The sequence below is a fragment of the Castellaniella sp. genome (assembly GCF_041677825.1).
GTDB lineage: Bacteria > Pseudomonadota > Gammaproteobacteria > Burkholderiales > Burkholderiaceae_B > Castellaniella.
In genome coordinates this window covers 10,770-34,371 of record NZ_JBAYPG010000032.1, presented here as the reverse complement: position 1 = coordinate 34,371, position 23,602 = coordinate 10,770, and the positions used below count along the sequence as shown (strand labels likewise).

The following is a 23,602-nucleotide window of genomic DNA, read 5'->3' as shown; positions in this document are numbered from 1 at the left end:
TGCAGGTTCTCGGCAAACTGTTCGTAGTTTTCCGTGGCCACCACGGTCAGGGTGTTGACCTCGAAGCCGCGTACCCGCTCGCCATCCTGGTTGACGCACAGACGCAGGCCGCGACCAATGGTCTGGCGGCGCTCGCGTTCGGTCTGGATGTCGCGCAGGGTGCAAATCTGGAACACGTTGGGGTTGTCCCAGCCTTCCTTGAGCGCGGAGTGGGAAAAGATGAACTTCAGCGGCGTGCCGAAGGACAGCAGCTTCTCCTTCTCCTTCATGATCAGGTTGTAGGCGCGCTCTGCATTCTCACGATTGCCCGCATTGTTCTCGGCGGTGTCGGTCCAGCCGCCCTTCTTGTCGATGGAGAAATAACCGTTGTGCACTTCTTCGGCGGCGGACTCCAGGTCGATCTCGGCAAACAAACTCTGGTAGGCTGGCAATTTGGCGGCACGGCGATATTCCTCCTCGAACATCTGCGCATACACGCCGTTGACCGGCTGGCCGTCCGCATCGTACTGACGGTACTTGTCCACCGCGTCGATGAAGAACAGGCTGAGCACCTTGATCCCCAATGGGCGCAGGCGCATTTCCTTATCAAGGTGCTCCCTGATCGTGCGGCGGATCATTTCCCGTTGCACGGCCAATGCATCCACATCACCATGGGCCTGGCCCAGCCTCAAGAACACTTCGCCACCGGGATAGCGCAGTTCCATGAACGCTTCGCCCTTGGCCGTATTGATCTCACCCACCCGAAAATCGGCGTAGATCGCGCGGCCATCGGCGCTCTGCTGGAGGTCGTCGCCATCGCTGACCGTGACTTCAACCCGCTGAACGCCAGTGGCGGTCTGTTTATCCAGTTCGACCTTGGCGCTGATGCGGCCGCGCTTGTTTTCCACCTTCACCAGGCGCACGAAGGGCTGGTTGTGCGCGTCTTCTACCGTGGCCGACGCCACCTCGATCTGCTTGACCAGCTTGCGCTCATAGGCATCCACCGCATCCAGGCGGAACACCATGTGGTGCTTGTCCACATGGGTGGCGGAATAGCGCAGTGTGCAGAGCGGGTTCATGGCATCCAGTGCGGTCTTGCCCGCGCCCGTCAGGCCGCCGTCCACGCTTTGCGGCTCGTCCACGATCACGATCGGCCGGGTTGCCTTGATCAGGTCGATGGGCTTTTCGCCGCCGGTTTTCTCGCTGTCCTTGTAGAGGTTATTCACATCCTTCTTGTTGATGGCCCCCACCGTGACCACCATGATCTGGATGGTGGAACTGGTGGCGAAATTGCGCACTTGACCCAGCTTGCTGGAGTCGTACAGGAAGTAATCGAAGGGCATGCCCGCATATAGCCCCTTGAAGTGTTCCTCGGTGATTTGCAGAGTCTTGTAGACGCCCTCCTTGATCGCCACCGATGGCACCACGATGACGAACTTGCAAAAGCCGTAGCGCTTGTTCAGCTCGAAGATGGTGCGCAGGTACACATAGGTCTTGCCGGTACCGGTTTCCATCTCCACCGTGAAGTCACCCGAAGTCAACGAGCTGGAGGGCGGAAGGGCTCCGCGCAACTGGATGTCCGCCAGGTTCTTGAGCAGTTCATCGTCCAGCAGGGTCAAGCGGTTGCCAACACCCAGGTCGGACTCGGCCACGCCGAGGGTCAGTTGCTCCGGCTTGGTGCCCGGAAACAGGTCGCCCGCTGGCGGTTGCGGTGCGCGCATCGTCACCGTGAACTCGGTGCGGCAGACCTCTTGCCCACGGAACAGATCGCACACGGCTTCGATGGCCTGCATCTGGTAGTCGAGATTGGGTTCAAAGTGAAGTTTCATACGCCTTCCCGACTTTTGTGGAGCCTGCAACTGATACAAGAACATTTGTGGAGTCCACAACCAAAAACAGACTCCGCAAAGGAATTTGTGGAGTCTGCAACTGACACAAGCGCACTTGCGGAGTCCAAAATCAAACTTAGGCTCCGAAAAAAAGCTTGTGGCGTCAAGCTACTGCACCAAGTCTCCGTCACATAACCTCCTTACCTTCAGCAAGGTTGACCAGGCGCGGAAAGCACAGGGTAGCGGCACGGCGGCCACTGCCAGGCTGCAATTCCCGCAAAATGCCAGCGTCCCGCAATTGCCGCAGCAAGGCCGGTGCGGTCTTGTCGTGGATGCCAAAGTCCGCCGTCAGTTGGTGAGCCAAATCAGAGAGACGAAAAATGGGTTTGCTGAAAATGGCATCGAGCAGGTGTATCGAGTACTGGGAGTGTGTCGTCTCCTGAATCGCCACCTTCATCTCGTCGTACAGGGCCTTGATGGCCTCGACTCGCCGAATGTTCTGCGCGGCTTGCTCAATCGTGGCACGCAGGAAGAAGGCAATCCAGCCATTCCAGTCCTTGCTCGCCGAGATCGCCTTGAGCCGCTGGTAGTACTCGTCCCGGTGATTTTCCAGATATTCGGACAGGTAAAACATGGGCTGCGACAGTGCCCGCTTCTGATACAAAAACAGCGGAATCAGAATGCGGCCGATACGCCCATTGCCGTCCTTGAACGGATGCAGCAACTCAAACTGCGCATGCACCACAGCCGTCTGGATCAGGAAATCCATGTCATCACTATTCAGATATTGCTCCCATGCTTTCAGAAAATTGGGTAGTTGCAGTGGATTGGGCGGAACAAAGGTGGCTTGTTCGATGGTGCAACCCGGCCGCCCAATCCAGTTCTGGTCGCGGCGAAACTCACCTGGCGTCTTGTCCTGGCCGCGCACGCTGTCCAGCAAGATCCGGTGCAGCTCACGCACGAAGCTCAAACGGATCGGATAGACTTCCAAATGCTGCCTTGCCGCAAACAAGGCTTTGCGGTAATTGGATATTTCCTGAATATCCTTGTACTTCTCGCCCTCCTTGAGCAAGCCCGCTTCCTGCTCCAGCACTTCATCCACCGTGGCTTGTGTGCCTTCAATCTTCGATGACAGCACCGCTTCTTGCGTGGTCAACGGCGAGAGCATCACCGCCGGGTTGGGGATGCCCGCCAGCAAACCGTCATAGCGTGCCAGGGCGGCATTGGCCTGCCCCACCAAGGGTAACAACAGGCGGTAGTCCAGCTCGGTCAGGGGCAGTGCATCTGGCACATAAGGTTGCATGGCGCACCTCACAGACTGCGCACGTTCTGGATGCCGTGCTGATTCAAAATAGCGGCCAGGTTGGTTTTGGCCACGTCATCGACAAAGGCGCTGTCACGGAACACGCAGGTGCTTTCTTTTCCAATCGGGCCAGCCGGTGCCAGTTCCTTGTGCCAGGCGATGATACCCTGGGCCAGTGGCTCCACCTGATCGCGGGTGATCTTTTCGGAAAGACAAGCCAGCAGCACGCCGCCGCCGACGGCATGCACATCAAGGCCTTTGATACTGCGCTTTTCGATGGGCACGCACAGGTCGAGGCCGAGCTTGAGCAGCAGTTCATACAGCACATCGGCTTCACTGCGGCCTTCGAGCAGGTGATCCTGATGGTCGAGCAACGTGGCTTCCAGATCATCCGGTTTGGGATTCCAGGCGCGGATATTGGAGGTGTCGAGCTTGAAGACGCGGAAGCCAGTGTCGCCAGTGAAAAGCGGGTCGGCTTTGCGATGGCGTTTACCGGCGCTAAGGATACGGGCGCGGGTAACGTCAGCGATGGTTTTCCAGCCCGACGCCGTGGCACCGTTCAGAGGCTCGGGCAACTGCACCAGAATGCAGCGACGCTTTCCGCCATCCTCGGCATTTTGGGCAAACACTGCGTCCATGGTCGTTCCCGTGCCAGCGAAGAAATCCACCACCAAGTCCGCGGAATCCGGCGCGGTAGCCAGTTGAAGAATCCGGCGCATCAGACGCGTGGGCTTGGGCGTGTCGAACACCACATCGGAGTTAGGGAAAGTCACGGCAGCAAGGAGCTCTTTCTTTGCTTCTTGTGTGTGCCCAACTTCGCCATAGGTCCAGAGAGTTTGAGGGACACGGCCAGATTTCACTTCACTCAGGAAGCGCTTAAGGCGAGGCATATTGTTACCATCTGTACCCCACCAGATGCGTTTATCCGTACCGGGTTTCAGGTGCGGGCGAAGAAGATCTACGACGCGGTCTGCTCCCGAATTTTGTACTAACCGCATGTTCTTTTGTTCCGCTGTGTACATTGCTAATTGTTGCTGATTTTCCCACAAGGTCAGCTACAGGACAAAAACAGCACAGTCAGGGGGGTAGTTTAGGCGAGTCAGACCGTCCTCCGTCCGGTGGCGGCGCTCAGCCGCGCGGCCGGCACCCGCAGTCCATCTCCACGGCGCAGGCAGGGGAAGCGAAGGTGGCGGGCCGGGCGAAGGGGCGCAATGGCTTGCCTGGGGAGTGGCCGATGTGGGCCGTGTAGGTTGGAAGTTCCGTTTCCAGCTTGACGTTGACGGAAGATAATGGCCGTCGTATGATGCTCCTATCCAGCCCCTGGCAGTAAGCATCACACCTATATTGTGGTCGCCGAACCTTGGGGCTTTCTTTTGCCTGGTGAATATTGATGGGCTGGACACGCCCGGTTCGCCTGTGAAGTGAGCGATGCAGCAAGGTCGCCAGCAGCAGGAACCCACCGAAGTGAGCCAACCCTGTCGGGCTGAACACAGCAGGGATCCCCTTCCTTTGCGCCCTTGGGTGCCGAGCATCAGCGAGAGGGAAGGGAGGATGTCAAGCAGATCTTTCAGGAGAACAGTACGCGTGACCAGTCTGATGAAGCAATTGAATGATTTTTGGGCACTGTCCAGAGACGTATGGAATACCGGTGTTCTTGGTTACTCCATTGGCGATGCCCTGATAGCCATCGGCATTTTTCTGGTGTTTTATGCGCTCAGAGGGGTGTTCCGCAAAGTCATTACCAGAGCCATCACGCGCTGGTTTCACAAAAAGGGGCAGAAGAAAGGCACCGATTTCGATCAGGTGCTGATTCACGCGCTGGCCGGGCCATTGCAATTGCTATTCGTGACATTTGGTGTGTTTTTTGCCTTTCAGTACATTGGGCTCAAAGACGATTTGAGCGTCCTGGGTGACCGCGTGGTCAGAACCCTGGTGGCGATTGCCATTTTCTGGGCCATTTACGACATCACCATCCCGGTCAGCAACCTGCTCAAGCGCCTCGACAGGGTATTGACACACGACATGATCGACTGGCTGATCAAGGGCGTGCGCTGGGTGGTGCTGATCGTCGGGGCGGCCACGATACTGCAATTGTGGGGCATACAGGTGGGCCCCATTCTGGCAGGCCTGGGCCTGTTCGGGGTGGCGGTTGCCCTTGGCGCACAAGAATTGTTTCGCAACCTGATTGGTGGTTTGTGCATCCTTTTTGAAAAACAGTTCCTGAAGGGTGACTGGATACTGGTCGAAGGCGTGGCAGAAGGTACCGTCGAACACATCGGCTTTCGCTCGACCCGGATCCGCCGCTTCGACGATGCACCTGTGTCAGTGCCCAACATGAAGCTGTCCGATGCAGCGGTCACCAACTTTTCACGCATGACAGCGCGCCGCATTTCGTGGAAGATCGCGCTCGAATACCGCACATCGGTCGAGCAGCTCAAGCAAATTCGTGACCAGATCGAGCACTACCTGAAGACATCGGGGGTGTTTGTACAGCCGCCCAGCGCTTCGTTGTTTGTGCGTATCGATTCATTCGGCGATTCGTCCATCGACATCATGCTGTATACCTTCACGACCACCACAAACTGGGGCGAATGGCTCGAGCACAAAGAGCAGTTGGCCTACCGCATCAAGGACATCGTGGCGGATGCCGGTGCAAATTTTGCCTTCCCCAGCCAGTCGGTGTACATCGAGCAGCCCGTGCAGGACGTGCCGCAGCCGTTACCCGCTCGGGCATGAAGGGGTTTTTGCTGGCTTCCGGGCTCCACCCTGGTTCGACGCCATCGCGCATGTCCGCGCGGTGTTGCGCATACAACTGACGGCCCGGCCCGTGCCTGGATGACCCGGCTCAATCTGCATGGCTGCGCAGCCAGGCCAGTTCCTGGACCATGGCCTGCCTTTCCCGGGTGGCCTGGACAAACAGGTTTCTGGTTTTCTCCAGAACGAGCTTGTGCGGGCTGCCGGTTTTCAGTACCGAGCACCGGATGGGTAGCCCGTGATGGCGTATCCAGGCCTGAATGCTGTCGCGGCCTGCCTTGGCCAGCGGCCAAGTGAGGGATTGCTGCTGGCTCGACCGCAAGAATTCCCTGAAGATCGGCGCCGCAGCCTCCGGAAAATCCCCGGGTGCGGAGATGGACCAGTCTCCAGGGGCGCGTGTCGGCGTATCCAGAAGCCTGGTCAGCAGATCTGTGCACCAGGTACGTAGCGGAGACAGGCGCCGCCAGGCAGGGGCTTCGCTTGCGGCATGCAGGATGCCGAGCAGAAATGGCAGGCGGTAGGCCCCGCTCTGCAGTGTGGCCATCATGGCCTGTTCCCTGTCTGCACCGTGCAGTGCGTGGGCGGCATCCAGCAAGACCAGCATGGCCGGGGCGAGTTTCTGCTGCTCGCCGATGCTGCTGGCCTGCCCTGCCGTGTCCCGGATCCGGGCCAGATCCTGATTCAATGCAACCCAGTACGTGTCGATGACGGGCCGGATCAGGTCGATGGCCTCTGCCGAGTTCGAGTCCGCAGTGTGCCGTACCAGCGATGGCAGCGTGTTCACGACCCAATGCCACGCCCGTTCCGGAACGTATCGGGACGCTTGGGGACCGCGCGTTGCCTCCCAGCCTTGCAGGCACTGCAGGGTCCAGGACACGCCGTACTGAGGGATCAACGCAAGGAAATCGGCAACTGCATCGGCTGCCAGGTCTTCGAGACCGAATGGTTCGAGCAGGGCCATCGCTGCAACGGCATCGTCGATGCCGACGGCCACTGGCAATGCAGCAGTCAGCAGCGGATCCCGAGCATCCGCATGGATATGGCCGGGCTTCCAGTGGGCAAGCAGGGCCTGCGTCTGCAACAGGGCCTGTTCATGTTGGCCCGATTGAAGCCCCTGCCGGATTTGCTGCAGGCCCCAGAGCGATCCTGCCTGGCCTGCATGATGAAGCGCCTGTCCTTGGTCCAGATGACCACGGCAGCCCGGTGATACCAGCGGTCCATGGTGTCGCCATAATTGCCCATGAAGCCTTCGTATTCGGATTCATAGGGGTCGAAATCCACGGTCGGGCGTACGAAACACAACTCATCATCGCTCACAGGCGCGCAGCTTCGCGCAGGGCAAGTGCTCGGGGGCGATCCACGCCCTTGAGGCGTTTCCACGACAGGCTGCGTTGGGTGTACTCATGGTCCAGCAGGAAAACCAGGCGATCGGGTGCGGGTCGTTCCCGGTCGTGTGCCCAGCGGCTGGGCACCGGGGTGTTCCAGTGACGCGTCAATGCGTCAGCCACTGCTTGAACGCCTTGTTCAGGCAGGCGTTGCGGGGCGGATGTTTCGGGCAGCATGAGGTTGTACGTCAGTACCACGCGGTAGCCTGCGGTCACCGGACGGGCTTCGTGCGGGCAGTCTGCATAAAAGGCCACCACGCTGAGGTGCTTGCGCGAGCCTCGGGATCTCAGGGTCTGGTTCTGGTGGGAGACCCGGAATTCACTCCCCGAAAAGTCGGACGGCAAGGTGATGATGAGGGTGGCCATCATGCCGTCTTCTTTTTCAGTGTCCTGGTGCGGCAGGAAGAACTGCCCGGGCCCATAGATCAGCAATTTGTCCGGTGCCGCCGTCAGCCGACTGGCTGTGGGCAGGCCCAGTTCTTCCTGTATGCGTGCCAGCGTGTGGTCCAGTACAGCGGGCCAACCTTCGGCTGTCAAGCGCACGGCCGAGGCCGGGATTTCCCAGGTGTCACGTACATCGAGAACATCGAGATCCAGCCGGGTCTCGTCCTTGTAGCCGTGGCGGGCCAGGGTGGCCTGTGCGCACAGGCGATGGGCCGTTCCAGCGCTGATGGGCAGCGCGATGGCGCCCACCCCATCGACCTCGATCCGGGGGTCGAAATCCAGGGTCAAACGGGTGGCGAACGCCGCCTGATCGGCTTCGAGTGTGGACAGCAGTTCTGCGACAGTGGGTGGGCGGGGCATGGGGATGGGTCTCGGTCTGCAATGAATCGCCCGTATTGTTCCGAAGTCTGGCGGCGCTGTACAGGGTGGCCATTGGCAGAGGCACCAGCCTGGCACCCGAGCATTTGCCAGCCTCGAGATTCTGGTCGCGCCATACAGGCGCCTCCCGCGGATCGAATGCAGTACAGTGGCAGTGCAACGCATGTGTTTTTCTGCACGCCTTGCCAACGCACCCGGCCCGCGTGACCCGTGTGGCACGCCTCGGCGCGGTCCCGTGGCGGCCCCGGGCCGGCTGGCCAGGCAGAGGTGGCACGATGGAGATTGAATCATGACTGAGATCAAGCGCACCGCACTGGTCACGGGCGGCAATCGCGGGCTGGGCGAGGCCATTGCCTGTGCCTTGCTGGATGCCGGCCACGCAGTGATCATTGCCCATACGCCTGGCAACCCGCGCATTCCCGCCTGGCTGCAGGCTCAGGCCACACAGGGTCGCCGCTTCACCGCCTATGGCGTGGACGTGGCCGACTTCGGCTCGACCCAGGCGCTTGCGCGCCAGATCCACGAGGACGGTCGGCAGGTGGACATTCTGGTCAACAATGCCGGCATCGTGCGCGATGCCACGCTGCGCAAGCTGGAATTCGATGATTGGGACCAGGTCCTGCGCACCAACCTGTACTCCATGTTCAACATGACCAAGCCCTTGCTGGGCCCGATGCTCGAGCGCGGCTGGGGTCGCATCATCAACATTTCGTCGATCAACGGCACCAAAGGGCAGTTCGGGCAGACCAATTATTCAGCTTCCAAGGCAGGTGTGCATGGTTTCACCATGGCGCTGGCACAGGAAGTGGCGCGCAAGGGCATCACGGTCAACACCGTGGCGCCTGGCTATCTGGATACCGAAATGGTGCGCGGCGTGCCAGAAGACGCGCTGCGCAGAATCATCGATGGCATCCCGGTGGGGCGCCTTGGCCAGCCGGCGGAGATCGCCGCCCTGGTGGTCTTCATGGCCAGCGATGCGGCAGCCTTCATGACCGGCAGCCGGGTGTCCATGAACGGTGGCCAGCACATGGCCTGATCCGGTAGTGGCCTGATGCATAGGGGGCCAGCCTCGTCACGGGGTGTCATGTAAGGGAAATCCCATATTGCCTGCGGCAAAAATAGCCTCTACTCTGATTGTTCAACAATTATTGTTGAACAATTTATATGACAACTATGGAGTGGAGCATGAGGATATTCTCAAGTGGCGGGCGCTGGCAGTGGCTGGCTACCCTGACTGCAGTGGCGGCATCCACGCTAGCCATGGGTGCGGTTTCCGTGGCCCATGCCGACGGCCTGGCTACGGTGGAGTCTGGTACGTTGACAGTTGGCTCGGACCTGACTTATCCACCTTACGCCTATTTCACTGATAAGGTACCCAGCGGTTTCGATCCTGACTTCAGCCGCCTCATGGCAAAATATCTGGATCTTCAGGTCAATATCCTGGATACCCGCTTTGCAGATTTGATTCTCGGGTTGCGTGCAAACCGGTTTGACATCGTGGCATCGGCGCTTTACGTCACACCCGAGCGTGCAAAAATCATCAATTATGTCCCTTACTCAAAGACGGGGGCGTCATTCATTGTTCTGAAGAATGGCGATGTGCGTCCAGAAACACCGGAACAATTATGTGGTCTGAAAGTCAGCAGCATCAAGGCTGCGTCCTGGATTCCAGCCCTGCGGGCCGTGTCCAAGGATTATTGCCCCACGGTCGGCAAGGGGCCGATTCAGGTACTTGAGTTCCCCACGGCCCCCGAAGGGCTTTTGGCGCTTCGCTCCAAAGGGGTCGATGTCATGATCGATGATGCGGCGGTGTCTCACCGCATGGTCAGTGACATGAATGATATCGAGATCAGCTCGAAAAGCCTTCTCTATCCGATCGTCATTGCTTTGGGCGTGAGCAAATCCCAGACGGCCCTCCTTGAAGCGCTCAATGACGCGCTCGATCGTGCAAAGAAAGATGGTACTTACCAGGCGCTTCTCGAGCGCTATGGGTTGGAGGCGCCTACGGCCGAAGAGATTCAGGCCTCTCTGGCTGAAAAACCGGGTAGCTGACAGGTTCGGTAATGAGTTTCGATTGGGACTATACATTCAGCCTTTTATGGGACACCGATTTTTGGATGGCCTGCTGGACGGTGATCGAATTGAGCATCGCCTCGTGGGTCATCGCAGGGTTGTTCGGATTTTTCCTGGCGCTCGCCAAACAATCCAGCCACCGTTGGCTGAATCGGCTGTCCAGGGTCTACATCTGGTTCTTCAGAAGCCTGCCGCTTCTGGTCCTGCTGGTCTTTACCTACAATTTCCCTCAGGTCCTGCCGCAGTCCAGTGTCGTACTGTCCAATCCGTTCTATGCCGGGCTCATTGCCCTGATTTTGAGTGAAGCGGCCTACATGGCTGAAATCCACAGGGGGGGCATTCTGTCCGTGCCCGTCGGGCAGTATGAGGCGGGTCGGGCATTGGGCGTCAGCTATTTTGGCATCCAGTGGCACATCGTGATTCCACAGGCCATTCGGATCGCCTTGCCTACCCTGAGCAATGAGTTCGTGACCATCGTCAAACTGACCTCGCTCGTTTCGGTGATTTCTCTGGCGGAGATTCTGCTCGTGGGGCAAAGACTCTATACGCAGAATTTCCTCATCTTCGAAACCATGGTCGCGGTGGCTTTCTATTATGTTCTCATAGTGACCGTATTCGACAAGGGCCTGGTCTATCTCGATGGCCGGCTCGACATCAGCAAGCGCAAGCACAAGGCGCTGGTGCTTGCGCCCGGCGAGCAAGCGCGCCTGGAAGGCCTGCGTGAGAAAATCCGGACTGCGTCCGGGCCACAAGAGCAGTCCCAGACCGGGCCATTCGTGCTCGAAGGGCGCAGTTTGTGCAAATCCTATGGAACGCTGAAAGCCGTCGACGATGTCAGTCTGGCAGTGCGCCCTGGTGAGGTCGTGTCCATCATAGGGCCATCGGGTTCCGGCAAGACATCCGTCATCCGGACGCTCAATGGTCTGGAAAAACTCGATAGTGGATCCGTGATTCTGGATGGTCGGAATTTCCTCGGGGAATTCGTCCCCGGGTTGCCGGCAGCCCAGTCTGACCAGATCCTGCGTATCGGCATGGTATTCCAGAGCTTCAACCTGTTTCCGCATCGCACGGCGCTCGAAAACATCACGATGGCGCCCGGATTCCACAAACTTGGAGATCGTGAGACGCTGCGCATCGAGGCGCTCCTGCTGCTCGAGAAGGTGGGTTTGCTGGAGTGCGCCAACAAGTACCCGCACCAACTCTCTGGTGGGCAGCAGCAGCGTGTCGCCATCGCCCGTGCGCTGGCCATGCGACCATCGATCATGCTGTTCGATGAGCCAACGTCGGCGCTGGATCCCGAACTGGTTGGTGAAGTGCTCAAGGTCATCGAACAGTTGGCAGCGGAGGGCATCACCATGGTGATTGTGACCCATGAGATGCACTTTGCGTTCAAGGTCTCGGATCGGATTCTGTTCATGGACCATGGCCGCATCCTGCATGACGCCGCTCCAGCAGAATTACTGGCCGTGAAGGATGGGCGCGTCGGTGAGTTTCTGCGCCGGATAGAGCATGGCTGAGGAAAGCGTCTCGGCATAATCAAGAAAAGGCATCGAAGGTGCAAGGATTTATAGAGAGTCACGTGACCCGGTGTCTGGATCGTGCTGATGCGCGGCCGCAGGAGCGCGACCTGGCCTTTACCTACCTGGATGGTGAGGCAGCGATACGGGCCGCCCGGGCGATGGATGGTCGACGGGAAGACCGCGCTGATGGGGCCATATTGCCACTTGCTGGCAGGGTGTGCTCGGTAAAGGCCTGTTTCGACGTGCGGGGCTGGGTGACTCACGCGGGTTCGCGCGCACTCGCCGGTCGGTCGCCAGCGATGCAGGATGCCGCCATGGTTGCGGCACTGCGTCAGGCCGGTGCCGTGCTGCTCGGTCAGACCAACATGACTGAGTTCGCGTTTGGCGCCCTGGGGCTCAATACGTTCTATGGAACGCCCTTGACACCTTTGGTAACAGGAGAAGACCGGGTCTCGGGGGGGTCCAGCTCGGGCGCAGCCGTTTCCGTGGCGCTGGGGTTTGCGGATTTTGCCTTGTGCACGGACACCAGTGGTTCGGCGCGGATACCAGCAGGATTCTGTGGTGTGGCTGGCTATATTCCTTCGCAAGGGGCCTGGCCATGCAGTGGAATGCTGAACCTGGCGCCCAGTTTTGATACACCGGGCATCATGGCGGCTAGTGCGCGGCAATGCCTGGACATCGTAGAGGCAGTAGGTCTGGACCATCTGGATTGCCAGACTTGTTTGCACGGTCAGCCAGCCAGTGCCGCGGCACCATTCCGTGTGCTTGTCCCTGATGAGATCATGGCTCCGCAGCCGGAAGCTGACGTGCTGGCAGTCTTTCATGAAGCCGTGAGACATTTGCGGCTCAGTGGGATCGAGATCATTCATGGGGCTTGTGCGCCTGTTCGTGAACTGGGCGAGCTGGCGGGCAAGGGCGACATGTTCGCTGCGGAGGCTTTCACGGTCCACCAGCATTATCTGCGGCGCTTCGGCGATCGCTATGATCCGCTCATACGCGCGCGTATTGAATCGGGACGATCAGTGCCGGCCCATGAGTACTTGCACACGCGCTGGCTCCTGGATCGCCTGGCAAGGGATTTTGATCGAGCGTTGACGGGTTTCGACGCGCTCCTTACGCCAACGTCACCTATTCTTCCACCGCGCCTGGTCGATTTGCACGACGAGACGACCTACCTGGCACAAAATCGGAAATCCTTTGCCTATACGGAGATTGCCAGTCGCTTTGGTTTGCCGAGCCTCAGCCTGCCAGGGTGGACAAGTGGTGAACCGGTCGGAATTCTGTTTACAGGCAGGCGTGGTCGTGGACGCGCCCTGCTGCAAATGGCAAGTACCCTGGAAAGCCTACTTCAAGGAGAATGTGAATGATCATCAGGACAGCCAAGGACGTGGAAGGCACGCCGCGTGCTGCGAGCGGCCCGGGTTGGCGCAGTGCGCGGCTGATCGTCGAACAGGACGGGCTTGGATACTCCGTGCATGAAACAGTCGTACTCGAGGGCAGTGAACTCCATCTGGAGTACAAGAATCACTTCGAGACCAATTATTGTTATGCGGGTGAAGGTGAAGTCGTCGATCTCGCGACCGGTGTTACCCACGCGCTGCGGCCGGGGACACTCTATGCATTGGATCGGCATGATGCCCACATCCTCAGGGCCACCAGGGGTGACCTGCGGCTCGTCTGTGTCTTCAACCCGCCCTTGGCGGGCGACGAGACGCACGATGCCAGCGGTTCATACGGCCCTCGTGAATGAATCAATCCATGTCCCCATTTTGTCCACAGGAAAGAAGATGAGTAATTATCCAGCGGCTTATCAGGCTACGAAAGGCTCCGCCCTCGAGGTTGATCAGGCGTTCTATCGGCGCATTTCCAAGGAGGTTGAATCGTGCAGGCCCATCGATTCACTCACCGTGCCCATACGCAGTGGTCGGGCCTGGGAAGTCCCGGCGGGGCATGTGTGCCGAATCGTGACCATCGAAGGTCCGCAAGTGGCTGATCTCAACATCTGGAATCGCCATGACCCCAGAGAGCGCCTGTGGGCTTCGCGCACAAGACAATTGCAAGGGGCTCATGTCAGCACCTATGATAGGCTCTGGTCTACACTACCGTTTCTTCGACCGTTGGTCACGATCACCCGCGACACGCTTGATCAATATGGTGTGGATAATGATGGAGGGCGAGTACATGACCTGCTGGGTACGCGTTGCGATCCCTATGTCAACAAAATGCTGACAGGCGAAGACTTTCATTTCCACTGCCATTCGAATCTGACTCGGGCCGTGCTTCCATATGGGCTGACAGAATTCGATGTGCACGATGTTCTGAATGTCTTTCAGTGTACGGGGCTCAATGATGATGATGAGTATTTCATGAAGACTTGTCCTGCCGTGAAAGGTGATTTCTTCGAATTCTTTGCCGAAATTGATCTGCTGTGCGCACTCTCGACCTGTCCCGGTGGCGATCTGTCCATCCCGTTCTGGGGGCCAGACGCGCGTGATCCGATCGAGGTATGCCATCCGTTGGGAATCGAGGTCTACAAGATGCCGGATGCTTTGCTCGAAGGTTGGCAATCCCCAGCTGTCGCCGACTACAAGGGCTTGCATGGCATGTATCCCGAGCAGGTGGTCTGGGAAAAAGAGTCCCGCAGGGGGTAGCTGGAAAAGATTGCATGGACATGGCGAGCAAAGATCTTTCCATCGTCGAGACGATAGAGAGCAGGGTACGGGAGGACATCATCAATGGTCGGCTCGTGTCGGGCGAACAGCTGATCGAGACCGAGATGGCGCGCAAATATGGGGTTTCGCGCAACACGATGCGGGAGGTCTCGCATATGCTGGTGCGCGATGGCCTGGCGAGCTTCATTCGCTATAGAGGGGTCTTCGTGCGGACCTTCGACCTGAAGGATCTGCGCGACATCTATACGGCCCGACGTGTTCTGCAGCTGTATCCCCTGCAGGCGATCACCTGCATTCCGGATGAACTGCTCGAACAGATGCGTCAAACGATTGAGCGTGCACAAAACGAAGTGGCCCAGCGAAATTCACATCTGGTGGGCAGCTTGAGCCTGTATTTTCATCGCCTGCAGGTTTCGGCGTTTTCCTGTAGCTTGATCAATGATCTGTTTCTCAATATTTCGGGCCAGTTGCGTTTGATCTTTACCTTGCCTCCCGACGAAAGCATTGTGCAGAGCCCGTACTGGATCGACAGAGAGCATGAGATCTATGAATGGATGGTGAAGCAGGATATGAAAATGGTCGCCGCACGGCTGGCAGATTATCTCGATGAGTCTGAAAAAATGCTCTCGCAGGTCGTCCTCAAATGGGCTCGTCCTCTGGGATCGTAGCCGGATGCCGGACGCAGGGCCAGCAACCGAAACGTCCTCAGGATTCATTTACCGTATATTGACCACATGTTCAGTACCTGTCACACCAGCACATGATCACGATCCATCACAATCCCCGCTGCAGCACATCGCGCAAGGCGCTCGAACTGCTGCAGGCACAAGGCCAGCCGCTTGAAATAGTGGACTACCTCAAAACCCCGCTGACGGTCGATGCCCTGCGCAGCCTCATCGAGGTTGCGGGCCTGTCGGTGCGCGAAGCCATGCGCACCAAAGAGCCGATCTATCAGCAACTGGGGCTGGATGGGGCCGACGAGGCCGCCTTGCTGCAGGCCATGGCGGCACACCCGGTGCTGCTCAATCGCCCTTTTGTCACCACCCCGAAAGGCACCCGCCTGTGCCGGCCGTTCGAGCGGATCCACGAAATCCTCTGAACACCGGCAATCTTCACCGGCCAGAACATCCGTGTGGATGGCGGCATGGCCCCTGCCCTCTGAGCCCACGCCGCCCGCGCCTTGGCGTGAACCTGGTGGCCTGATGCTCGATCGTCAGCAAAAGCAGGCCTAACGATCAGTCCTCACCAAAAGCAGGCCCGGCGTTCAGTCGTCACCAAAATGGATGCCCTGCGCCAGTGGCAGTTCACGCGAGTAATTGATGGTGTTGGTGGCTCGGCGCATATAGGCCTTCCAGGCATCCGACCCGGATTCGCGGCCCCCGCCGGTTTCCTTCTCGCCCCCGAAGGCCCCGCCGATCTCGGCCCCCGAGGTGCCGATATTGACGTTGACGATGCCGCAATCCGAACCTGTGGCCCCGATGAAATATTCGGACTCGCGCAGATCGGTGGTGAAAATGGCCGATGACAGGCCTTGTGGCACGGCATTGTGCATTTCGATGGCATCGGCGAAATCGCGGTAGCGCATCACGTACAGAATGGGTGCGAAGGTTTCGGTGCAGGCCGGTTCGATCTGGCTTGGCATTTCGACGATGGCCGGGCGCACATACCAGGCGTCCGGATAGCGTTCGGCCAGCAGGCGTTCGCCCCCGGTGACCTGGCCACCGTGGTCGCGCGCCAGCTGCAGGGCGCGCTGCATGCCATCGTATGCAGCCTGGTCGATGAGCGGGCCCACCAGGGTGCCGGCCTCGAGCGGGTTGCCCACGGTGGCGCTGGCATATGCTTTTTTCAGCCGTGCGAGCAGGTCATCGGCCACGGCTTCGTGCACGATGATGCGCCGTGTGGAGGTGCAGCGCTGGCCCGCAGTACCGATGGCACCAAACAGAATGGCCCGGGTGGCCATTTGCAGATCGGCCGAAGGGGCCACGACGATGGCGTTGTTGCCGCCCAGTTCGAGCAGGCTGCGGCCCATGCGCTGGGCCACCCGGGTGCCGACCTGGCGCCCCATGCGGGTGGAACCCGTGGCCGACACCAGGGCGACCCGGCTGTCCTCGACCAGCGCTTCGCCGATATCGTGCCGGCCCAGCAGCACTTGCAGCAGGTCTTTTGGGGCATCGTCGCCAAAGCGCTGGCATGCGCGCTCGAAGATGGCCTGGCAGGCCAGCGCCGTGAGGGGTGATTTTTCGGATGGTTTCCAGACGATGGCATTGCCGCAGACCAGCGCGATGGCCGTATTCCACGACCAGACCGCCACCGGGAAATTGAACGCGGTGATGACGCCGACCACCCCCAGCGGATGCCAGGTCTCGAGCATGTGGTGGCCGGGCCGCTCGGATGCGATGGTGCGCCCGTACAGCTGGCGCGACAGCCCGAGTGCGAAATCACAGATATCGATCATTTCCTGGACTTCGCCCTCGCCCTCGGCGGGGATCTTGCCGACTTCGACGGAAACCAGGCGGCCCAGGGCCTGCTTCTGTGCGCGCAGTTCTTCGCCCAGCAGGCGCACCAGTTCGCCACGACGGGGTGCCGGTACGCTGCGCCATTCGAGAAAGGCCTTTTGGGCCCGGGCGATGACGTCGGGGACTTCGCCGGCGGTGTGGGTCTGCAGGGCGGCGATCCGGGTGCCGTCTATGGGCGAGTGCACGGTCAGTGGGCCGCCCGCCAGAGCAGCGCTGGAGACGCCCAGCGACTGCAGCAGTTCTTGAGTGTTCACGCAGGACTCCTGAAGATATGAATGGTCTGCAATGGAATCGAGCATATCATGCACTCCCTTTATTGGAAAATATTTTCTTCTAGGGAAAATACCTAAAGAATTTGAAACATTTTCAAATCACAATAGATCCTGTTCGCGGGCTGGACTGCCTGTGGCGGGCGCTCGTGGGGGCGCACTCGCACGTGGGGATACGCTACATGCGCGGGTCATTCAGGGTCGCCCATGCAGATCGGGGAGCAGAAGAATTCGATGGCGCAGCAGAATTTCGATGTGGTGATCGCAGGCGGGGCGGCCATAGGCAGCTCGGCCGCCTATTTTCTCAGCGCCGATGCGGGCTTCAAGGGCCGCATTGCCGTGGTCGAACTCGATCCCGGCTATCAGTTCAGCGCCACGGCGCTGTCGGCGGCGTCGATACGGCATCAGTTCTCGAACGCGGAAAATATCCGCATGTCCCTGTTCGGTACGCAATTCCTGCGTGAATTCGCCACGCGCATGGCGGTCGACGGGTCGGCACCCGATCCAGCCTTTCATGAAGGCGGCTACCTGTTCCTCGCCACGGATCAGGGGCTGGCGACCCTGCAGCAGAATCAGGTTCTGCAATCCAGCCTGGGCGCGGATATTGCCTTGTTGTCCGGCGCACAGTTGCGAGCCCGGTTCCCCTGGCTCAAGGTCGACGATCTGGCAGCGGGCGCGCTGGGCCTGAGCGGTGAAGGCTGGCTGGATGCCTACGCCATGATGCAGGGCATGCGCCGCAAGGCCATTGCGCAGGGCGTGCAGTACATCAAGGCCCGCGTCACGGCGCTGCGCGAATCGGCGGGGCGGGTGGTCGAAGTGGTGCTCGACGACGGCCGCGCGCTGGCTTGTGGCGCGGTCATCAATGCCGCAGGGACCGGGGCGGCAGCGCTCAGCGCGCCGCTGGGCATCGAGCTGCCGGTGCGGGCGCGCAAGCGCAGCGTGTTCTATGTGCAGTGTCCCGAGGCACTGCCCGGATGCCCCATGGTCATCGACCCCAGTGGTGCCTATTTCCGCCCCGAAGGCCAGGGTTTCATCATGGGGATCGCACCACCGCCCGACCAGGATCCGGATGCCACCGATTTCGAAGTGCAGCACGCGCTGTTCGACGAGATTCTCTGGCCGGTGCTGGCGGCTCGCGTGCCTGCCTTCGAGGCCTTGCGTTGCCAGCGCAGCTGGGCGGGGCACTACGACATGAACCTGTTCGACCAGAATCTCATCATCGGCCTGCATCCGTCCGTGGGCAATCTGTATTTCGCCAATGGCCTGAGCGGCCATGGCATGCAGCAGGCGCCGGCCATCGGTCGCGCCCTGTCCGAGCTCATCACCACCGGGCGGTACCAGACGCTGGATCTGAGCCGGCTGGGGTGGCAGCGCATTCTGGCTGACCAGCCCGTTTTCGAAGTCAATGTAGTCTGAAGCATCCATCATGAAAACCAGTGCCTTTCCCGCAGAATCCGAATTGAGCGACGCCATGGCCCAGGAGCAGAAGTCGGCGCTGGCCGAGCGCTTGAAATTCCTGCGCCAGCGCAGCGGCCTCACGCAGGGGCAGGTATCGGCGACCAGCGGGATTTCCACCTCGACACTGTCGAAGATCGAAAATGGCCAGCTCTCGCCAACCTATGACGTGCTGCTGCGTCTGGCGCATGGCCTGGAGGTGGATGTGGCCGAGCTGTTCGTCAACGCCCAGTCTCACATGGGGGCGGGTCGCTGGAGCATCGAGCGGGCAGGCCAGGGCGAAATCCATGACACGCCGCTGTATCACCATCGCCTGCTGTTTTCGCATCTGGCCAACAAGCGCATGATGCCGTTCGTGACCCGTGTCAAGAAGCATCGCCTGCACAAGGACGAAGGCTGGAGCCGCCACGACGGCGAAGAATTCGTGTATGTGCTCAGCGGCTGCATCGAACTGCAGACAGACTTCTATCGCCCCGTCACGCTGAATGCAGGCGAGGGCTTCTACATAGACAGCCGCATGGGCCATCGCGTGATCAGCACTGGGGAAGACGACGCCCAGGTGCTCTGGGTCAGTACCACTCCCGATTTGACTCGCAGCCCGCAACTGACATGATGCTCGTAACCAAGGTGCCGTGCCCATGACGACAAACTCACTACAGATGTCCGCTCCACCGATCTTCAGCCCGGCCCAGACCGCGGCGCTGCTGCCCTGGCACGATCTGATGCAGGCGCTGGCCCGGGCGGCAGCGGACATGCAGGCGGGTACCATACGGGCGCCCGCGCGCCAGGTCGTGCCCTATCCCGGTGGCGACGTGCTGCTGTCCATGCCCGCCACGGCGGCCGATATCGGCGTCCACAAGCTCGTCAATGTATTTGCCGGCAACCGGGCTCAGGGGCTGCCGACCATCAATGGCGTGGTGTCCGTGAGCGATGGCGAGACCGGGGTGATCCGGCTGGTGCTCGATGGCCCCACGGTAACCCTGCGGCGCACCGTGGCGGTGTCCATGCTGGGGCTCGGCCGGCTGTGGCCCCAGGGCCCGCGCCACGTGGTGATCTTCGGCACGGGGGCCCAGGCAGCCGGTCATGTGATGGCCCTGCAGGCGCTGCATCCGGATGCCCGCGTCGACATCATCGGGCGCACGCTGACGCAGGCCGGGCAATTCGTTCAGGCCTGCGGGCATGCGCAGGCCCGCGCAGTGGATCGCGTCGGCCCCGATGCCGATCTGATCATCACCACCACCACCAGCAGCACGCCGGTCTACGATATGCCGGCACGGCCCGGGCGCCACGTCATCGCGGTCGGGGCCTATCGCGAAGACCTGGCCGAGATCGGCGCGCAGACCCTGCGCGCCAGCCGCCTGTATGCCGATGATCTCGAGGGTGCCCGCCATGAGGCCGGCGATTATCTCCAGGCGGGTGTCGACTGGGCCCGTGTGCGCCCGCTCACCGATCTGCTGGCCGATCCACCCTCCGAAGAACCCGCGGTCTTCAAGACGGTGGGCTGCGCGGCCTGGGATCTGGCGGCGGCGCGCTGTGCGCTGGCCCATCAACCACTTTCCTGACATCGGAGGCTTGCCTTGTTCCAGGTCATCATCGACAGCTTGATCAGGGCGTCCGAGCTGGCCCTGATTGCGGTAGGCCTGACCATGGTCTACGACGTGCTCAGGTTCGCCAGTTTCGTGCACGTGCAGTTCGGTACCGTGGGGGCGTTCATCGCCCTGGCCATCAGCCTGGTGCTGCCCCTGCCGATTGGCTGGGCCATACTGGTCGGGGTCATCGTGGCCTGCCTGGTCACCGGCTACCTGGGGGTGCTCAGCGACCGCCTGGTATTCTCGCGCTTGCGCAGCAGCCCCGCGGCCATCCTCATGATCGCCTCCTTTGGCCTGGGGATGGTGATGCAGTACAGCGTGCAGGCCATCTGGGGTGCGGGCGCGCGCTCGTTCCCCCTGCCACTGACCCGCCCCTGGGTCATCTGGGATGGTCGCATCTCGCCGTCCGGTGCGGCCGTGCTCATCGCAGCCCTGCTCGCCATGCTGGCTTTCCATCTGTTGCTCACGCGCACCAAGCTGGGCATCGCCATGCGGGCCACGGCCGACAATCCGCCGCTGGCCGAAGCCAGCGGCATCTATACCGAGCGCATCATACGCATCGTGTGGTTCATCGGTGCGGCCCTGGGGGCCCTGGGCGGCATCATGCTGGGCCTGGTGGCGCAGATCCAGTCCAGCATGGGCTTCGAGATCATGGTGGCCGTGTTTGCGGCGGCCATCGTCGGGGGCATCGGCAATGTCTACGGGGCGGTGCTCGGCGCCATGATCGTGTCCTTTGCCGAAAATGTCGGTCTGGTGGTCAACTGGGCGCCTCTGCTGCAGCTGACCGGGCTGACCTCGGCCACCGACCTGTACATTCCCGTGGGCTACAAGACCGGCATTGCCTTTGTCATTCTGATCCTGATCCTGCTCGTGCGCCCGCGCGGGCTGCTGGGGAGGCGTTCCTGATGATTGATTTCATTGTCTATCTGCTGACCATCGTCGGTATCTACGGCCTCATCACCCTGAGCCTGAATTTCCAGTATGGCCAGACCGGGCTGGTCAATTTCGGGCAGGTGGCCTTCTTCATGGTGGGGGCCTATTTCTCCAGCATCGCGACGGCCATTCTGGGCTGGTCGGTCGGGGTGGGCTTCGTGCTCGCCATTCTTGCCGGCGGGGTGCTGGGGGCCCTGATGGCGCTGCCCATTGGCGACCTGCGCCAGGATTACTGGGCCATTGCCACACTGGCGGCAGCCGAGCTGATCCGCATGATCTTCCTGAACACCAACCTGGGCAGCGAATACGTGGGTGCGTCCTATGGCATTTCCGGCATTCCGGCCCCGTTCCAGGGGTATTTCTCCACCCAGGCCTACGGTTATTTCTATCTGGCCCTGGTGGCCGTGTGCGTGGTCGGTGCCTACGTACTCGTCACGTGGCTCGGGCGCTCGCCCTACGGGCGCCTGCTCAAGGGGATCCGCGAGAGCGACGAGGTCGCCCGGGCGCTGGGCAAGGATGTACGCAACGCCCGCATCTGGTCCCTGGTCATCGGTGGTGCAATCGCGGCGGCCGGGGGCAGCCTGTACGCCCACTTCGTGGGCTTCATCGACCCGCGCTTCTTCATGCCCCTGGAGACCTTCCTGATCTGGGCGATGGTCATCATGGGCGGGCCGGGCAACAACCTGGGGGCGCTGGTGGGCACTCTGGTGATCGAGGTGATCTACAACTCGACGCGCTTCATTCATGTGCCTGCCGAGTACTCGGCCACGGTGGCTGCGTTGCGCATGGTGCTGATCGGCATCCTGATCATTCTGGTCATCCTGTACCTGCCCCGCGGCCTGGTGCCCGAGCGTCGGCGCCGCTATCCCCGGCCGTCGCGGCTGTCGAGCCCGCCAACCGGAGAGCCTCATGCTTCTTGAAGTCGACAGGGTCTCACGCCACTTCGGCGGCCTGATTGCCCTCAACAACGTCTCGCTGACCGCCGAAGAAGGCCAGATCACCGGTTTGATCGGGCCCAATGGTTCGGGCAAGACCACCCTGGTGAACATCATCTCGGGCTTTCTCAGGCCCACGTCGGGGCGTATCACCTTCGCCGGGCAGTCCATCGAGGGGCGCGAGCCCTATCGGATTGCCCGCCTGGGGCTGTGCCGCACCTTCCAGATCACGCTGAATCCGCAGCGCATGACGGTGATGGAAAACATGCTTCTGGGGGCCAAGCAGCAACTGGGCGAAAGCGTGCTCATGGCCGCCCTGAAGCCGCGTTCGGTGGCTGCGGAAGAAAGGCACAATCTCGAGCGGGCCTGGCATTTGCTCGAAATGGTGCGGCTGCACAACCACGCCAACGAACTGGCCGGCGGCCTCTCGGGGGGCCAGAAGAAGCTGCTGGCGCTGGTGCAGGTGCTGATGGCCAAGCCACGCCTGATCCTGCTCGATGAGCCTGTCGCCGGGGTCAATCCGCGGCTCATCGATGACATCGTCGAGGTCATCAAGACGCTCAGGAACAACGGCGAAACCTTCCTGATCATCGAACACAACATGGCGGTCATCCGCGAGCTGTGCGACACGCTCTGTGTGCTCGATATGGGTCAGGTCCTGGCCGAAGGTCCGGTGGATGCCGTACTGGCGCGTGAAGACGTGCTCAGAGCCTACATCGCCGCAGGGGGGCAACTGGATCCCGATACCGAGATTGCCACTGTCATGGCTGCCGATTCTCAGGAGCATGCATAAATGGGGATACTCACCGCAGAGAACCTGACCGTGGGGTATGGCGATACCGAAATCCTGCACGGCGTGAGCGTGGCGGTGGCCCGGGGCCACATCACCACCATCATCGGGCCCAACGGCGCGGGCAAGTCGACCCTGCTCAAGGCGCTGATGGGCTATCTCGTGCCCAGGACCGGGCTGATCCGCTTCGAGGGCGACGACATCACGCATCTGCCGGCGCACCTGCGGGTGACGCGGGGCATCGCCTTCGTGCCGCAGCTCGACAACGTCTTTCCGTCCCTGACGGTGGAAGAAAACCTCAAGATGGGCGGCTACTCGCTCGAACGGGCGCTGCTGGGCGAACGCATTGCCCTGCAGTACGAGCGCTTTCCACGGCTTGCCGAGCGGCGGCGCCAGGGCGTGCACACCATGAGTGGCGGTGAGCGCCAGATGCTGGCCCTGGCCCGGGCGTTGATGACCGATCCGCAGCTTTTGCTGCTCGACGAGCCCACGGCGGCGCTGTCACCCCGCATTGCAGCCGAAGTCTTCGAGAAGATCCAGGAAATCAACACTCAGGGGGGGCGCACCATTCTGATCGTGGAGCAGAACGCCGAACTGTCCCTGAGATCATCCACCTTCGGCATCGTGATGGCCGATGGTCGCAACGCCTTCGAGGGCCGTGCCGACCGCATCCTGACCGATGAAAAGATTCGCGAGGCCTATCTGGGCACAGCCAAGAGCTAGGTTCGTGAGCACTCGCCACCGGTCAACCCGATCCGGTGGTCCGGCTGTCACGCGC

General features: G+C 60.7%; 23 protein-coding genes. 17 read left to right on the top strand and 6 right to left on the bottom strand.

Going from position 1 to position 23,602, the window contains the following annotated elements; translation table 11 throughout:
* The 3 genes from WCY17_RS12545 to WCY17_RS12535 form a co-directional block, all read right to left on the bottom strand.
* The coding region (locus WCY17_RS12545; RefSeq protein WP_372702534.1) for a DEAD/DEAH box helicase family protein at nucleotides 1-1,808 on the bottom strand (1,808 nt) is incomplete at its 3' end.
* Between the two features lie 187 nt (nucleotides 1,809-1,995).
* On the bottom strand, nucleotides 1,996-3,111 hold the full coding sequence (locus WCY17_RS12540; RefSeq protein ID WP_372702533.1) for a Fic family protein: 1,116 nt from the start codon (nucleotides 3,109-3,111) through the stop codon (nucleotides 1,996-1,998).
* 8 nt (nucleotides 3,112-3,119) lie between these two features.
* The gene (locus tag WCY17_RS12535) at nucleotides 3,120-4,160 is read right to left on the bottom strand and encodes a DNA methyltransferase (RefSeq protein WP_372702532.1); all 1,041 of its coding nucleotides are present in this window, start codon (nucleotides 4,158-4,160) and stop codon (nucleotides 3,120-3,122) included.
* 535 nt (nucleotides 4,161-4,695) lie between these two features.
* Here WCY17_RS12535 and WCY17_RS12530 point away from each other — a divergent pair.
* A complete protein-coding gene (locus WCY17_RS12530; RefSeq protein ID WP_372702531.1) occupies nucleotides 4,696-5,847 on the top strand; it encodes a mechanosensitive ion channel family protein in 1,152 nt (383 codons plus the stop codon).
* 109 nt (nucleotides 5,848-5,956) lie between these two features.
* Here the strand turns inward: WCY17_RS12530 and WCY17_RS12525 are convergent, their stop codons facing one another.
* Complete coding sequence (locus WCY17_RS12525) at nucleotides 5,957-6,649, bottom strand: hypothetical protein (protein WP_372702530.1); 693 nt, start codon at nucleotides 6,647-6,649, stop codon at nucleotides 5,957-5,959.
* A gap of 66 nt (nucleotides 6,650-6,715) precedes the next feature.
* Here WCY17_RS12525 and WCY17_RS12520 point away from each other — a divergent pair, with 66 nt between their 5' ends.
* Nucleotides 6,716-7,072 (top strand): hypothetical protein, encoded by a 357-nt coding sequence (locus WCY17_RS12520; RefSeq protein ID WP_372702529.1) that lies wholly within the window; start codon nucleotides 6,716-6,718, stop codon nucleotides 7,070-7,072.
* A 106-nt stretch (nucleotides 7,073-7,178) separates the two neighbouring features.
* Here the strand turns inward: WCY17_RS12520 and WCY17_RS12515 are convergent, their stop codons facing one another.
* Nucleotides 7,179-8,054, bottom strand: coding sequence for a 2OG-Fe(II) oxygenase (locus WCY17_RS12515; RefSeq protein WP_372702528.1), 876 nt, complete (start codon nucleotides 8,052-8,054; stop codon nucleotides 7,179-7,181).
* Between the two features lie 307 nt (nucleotides 8,055-8,361).
* On the opposite strand from WCY17_RS12515, the gene phbB reads away from it, so the two are divergent.
* The 8 genes from phbB to arsC all read left to right on the top strand — a co-directional run bounded on the left by phbB (nucleotide 8,362) and on the right by arsC (nucleotide 15,436).
* The gene (phbB, locus tag WCY17_RS12510; protein ID WP_372702527.1) at nucleotides 8,362-9,108 is read left to right on the top strand and encodes an acetoacetyl-CoA reductase; all 747 of its coding nucleotides are present in this window, start codon (nucleotides 8,362-8,364) and stop codon (nucleotides 9,106-9,108) included.
* A 149-nt stretch (nucleotides 9,109-9,257) separates the two neighbouring features.
* Nucleotides 9,258-10,124, top strand: a complete 867-nt coding sequence (locus WCY17_RS12505) for a transporter substrate-binding domain-containing protein (RefSeq protein WP_372702526.1) — start codon at nucleotides 9,258-9,260, stop codon at nucleotides 10,122-10,124.
* An 11-nt stretch (nucleotides 10,125-10,135) separates the two neighbouring features.
* Entirely contained in the window at nucleotides 10,136-11,662 is a 1,527-nt protein-coding gene (locus tag WCY17_RS12500; RefSeq protein WP_372702525.1) for an amino acid ABC transporter permease/ATP-binding protein, read from the top strand.
* A 38-nt stretch (nucleotides 11,663-11,700) separates the two neighbouring features.
* Nucleotides 11,701-13,032, top strand: coding sequence for an amidase (locus tag WCY17_RS12495; RefSeq protein ID WP_372702524.1), 1,332 nt, complete (start codon nucleotides 11,701-11,703; stop codon nucleotides 13,030-13,032).
* Nucleotides 13,029-13,415, top strand: coding sequence for an ectoine synthase (locus WCY17_RS12490; protein WP_372702523.1), 387 nt, complete (start codon nucleotides 13,029-13,031; stop codon nucleotides 13,413-13,415). The genes WCY17_RS12495 and WCY17_RS12490 overlap by 4 nt, the downstream gene beginning before the upstream one ends.
* A gap of 37 nt (nucleotides 13,416-13,452) precedes the next feature.
* A complete protein-coding gene (locus WCY17_RS12485; protein WP_372702522.1) occupies nucleotides 13,453-14,316 on the top strand; it encodes an urea carboxylase-associated family protein in 864 nt (287 codons plus the stop codon).
* A gap of 14 nt (nucleotides 14,317-14,330) precedes the next feature.
* Nucleotides 14,331-15,005 (top strand): GntR family transcriptional regulator, encoded by a 675-nt coding sequence (locus WCY17_RS12480; RefSeq protein ID WP_372702521.1) that lies wholly within the window; start codon nucleotides 14,331-14,333, stop codon nucleotides 15,003-15,005.
* Between the two features lie 92 nt (nucleotides 15,006-15,097).
* Complete coding sequence (arsC, locus tag WCY17_RS12475) at nucleotides 15,098-15,436, top strand: arsenate reductase (glutaredoxin) (RefSeq protein ID WP_372702520.1); 339 nt, start codon at nucleotides 15,098-15,100, stop codon at nucleotides 15,434-15,436.
* Between the two features lie 165 nt (nucleotides 15,437-15,601).
* Here the strand turns inward: arsC and WCY17_RS12470 are convergent, their stop codons facing one another.
* Nucleotides 15,602-17,152 (bottom strand): aldehyde dehydrogenase family protein, encoded by a 1,551-nt coding sequence (locus WCY17_RS12470; RefSeq protein WP_372702519.1) that lies wholly within the window; start codon nucleotides 17,150-17,152, stop codon nucleotides 15,602-15,604.
* A 177-nt stretch (nucleotides 17,153-17,329) separates the two neighbouring features.
* Here WCY17_RS12470 and WCY17_RS12465 point away from each other — a divergent pair, with 177 nt between their 5' ends.
* Genes WCY17_RS12465 through WCY17_RS12435 form a run of 7 tightly spaced genes read left to right on the top strand, consistent with a single transcriptional unit; the run spans nucleotide 17,330 to nucleotide 23,547 of the window.
* Nucleotides 17,330-18,538 carry an NAD(P)/FAD-dependent oxidoreductase gene (locus WCY17_RS12465; protein WP_372702518.1) on the top strand — a complete coding sequence of 403 codons (1,209 nt, stop codon included), beginning with the start codon at nucleotides 17,330-17,332 and terminating at the stop codon, nucleotides 18,536-18,538.
* A 10-nt stretch (nucleotides 18,539-18,548) separates the two neighbouring features.
* Nucleotides 18,549-19,190 (top strand): helix-turn-helix domain-containing protein, encoded by a 642-nt coding sequence (locus WCY17_RS12460; RefSeq protein ID WP_372702517.1) that lies wholly within the window; start codon nucleotides 18,549-18,551, stop codon nucleotides 19,188-19,190.
* Between the two features lie 25 nt (nucleotides 19,191-19,215).
* Complete coding sequence (locus WCY17_RS12455) at nucleotides 19,216-20,139, top strand: delta(1)-pyrroline-2-carboxylate reductase family protein (protein WP_372702516.1); 924 nt, start codon at nucleotides 19,216-19,218, stop codon at nucleotides 20,137-20,139.
* 15 nt (nucleotides 20,140-20,154) lie between these two features.
* Nucleotides 20,155-21,072, top strand: coding sequence for a branched-chain amino acid ABC transporter permease (locus tag WCY17_RS12450; RefSeq protein ID WP_372702515.1), 918 nt, complete (start codon nucleotides 20,155-20,157; stop codon nucleotides 21,070-21,072).
* Complete coding sequence (locus WCY17_RS12445) at nucleotides 21,072-22,019, top strand: branched-chain amino acid ABC transporter permease (protein WP_372702514.1); 948 nt, start codon at nucleotides 21,072-21,074, stop codon at nucleotides 22,017-22,019. Before WCY17_RS12450 ends, WCY17_RS12445 begins: the two co-directional genes overlap by 1 nt.
* Complete coding sequence (locus WCY17_RS12440; RefSeq protein WP_372702513.1) at nucleotides 22,009-22,827, top strand: ABC transporter ATP-binding protein; 819 nt, start codon at nucleotides 22,009-22,011, stop codon at nucleotides 22,825-22,827. Before WCY17_RS12445 ends, WCY17_RS12440 begins: the two co-directional genes overlap by 11 nt.
* On the top strand, nucleotides 22,828-23,547 hold the full coding sequence (locus WCY17_RS12435; RefSeq protein ID WP_372702512.1) for an ABC transporter ATP-binding protein: 720 nt from the start codon (nucleotides 22,828-22,830) through the stop codon (nucleotides 23,545-23,547).
* Nucleotides 23,548-23,602 lie beyond the last annotated feature (55 nt).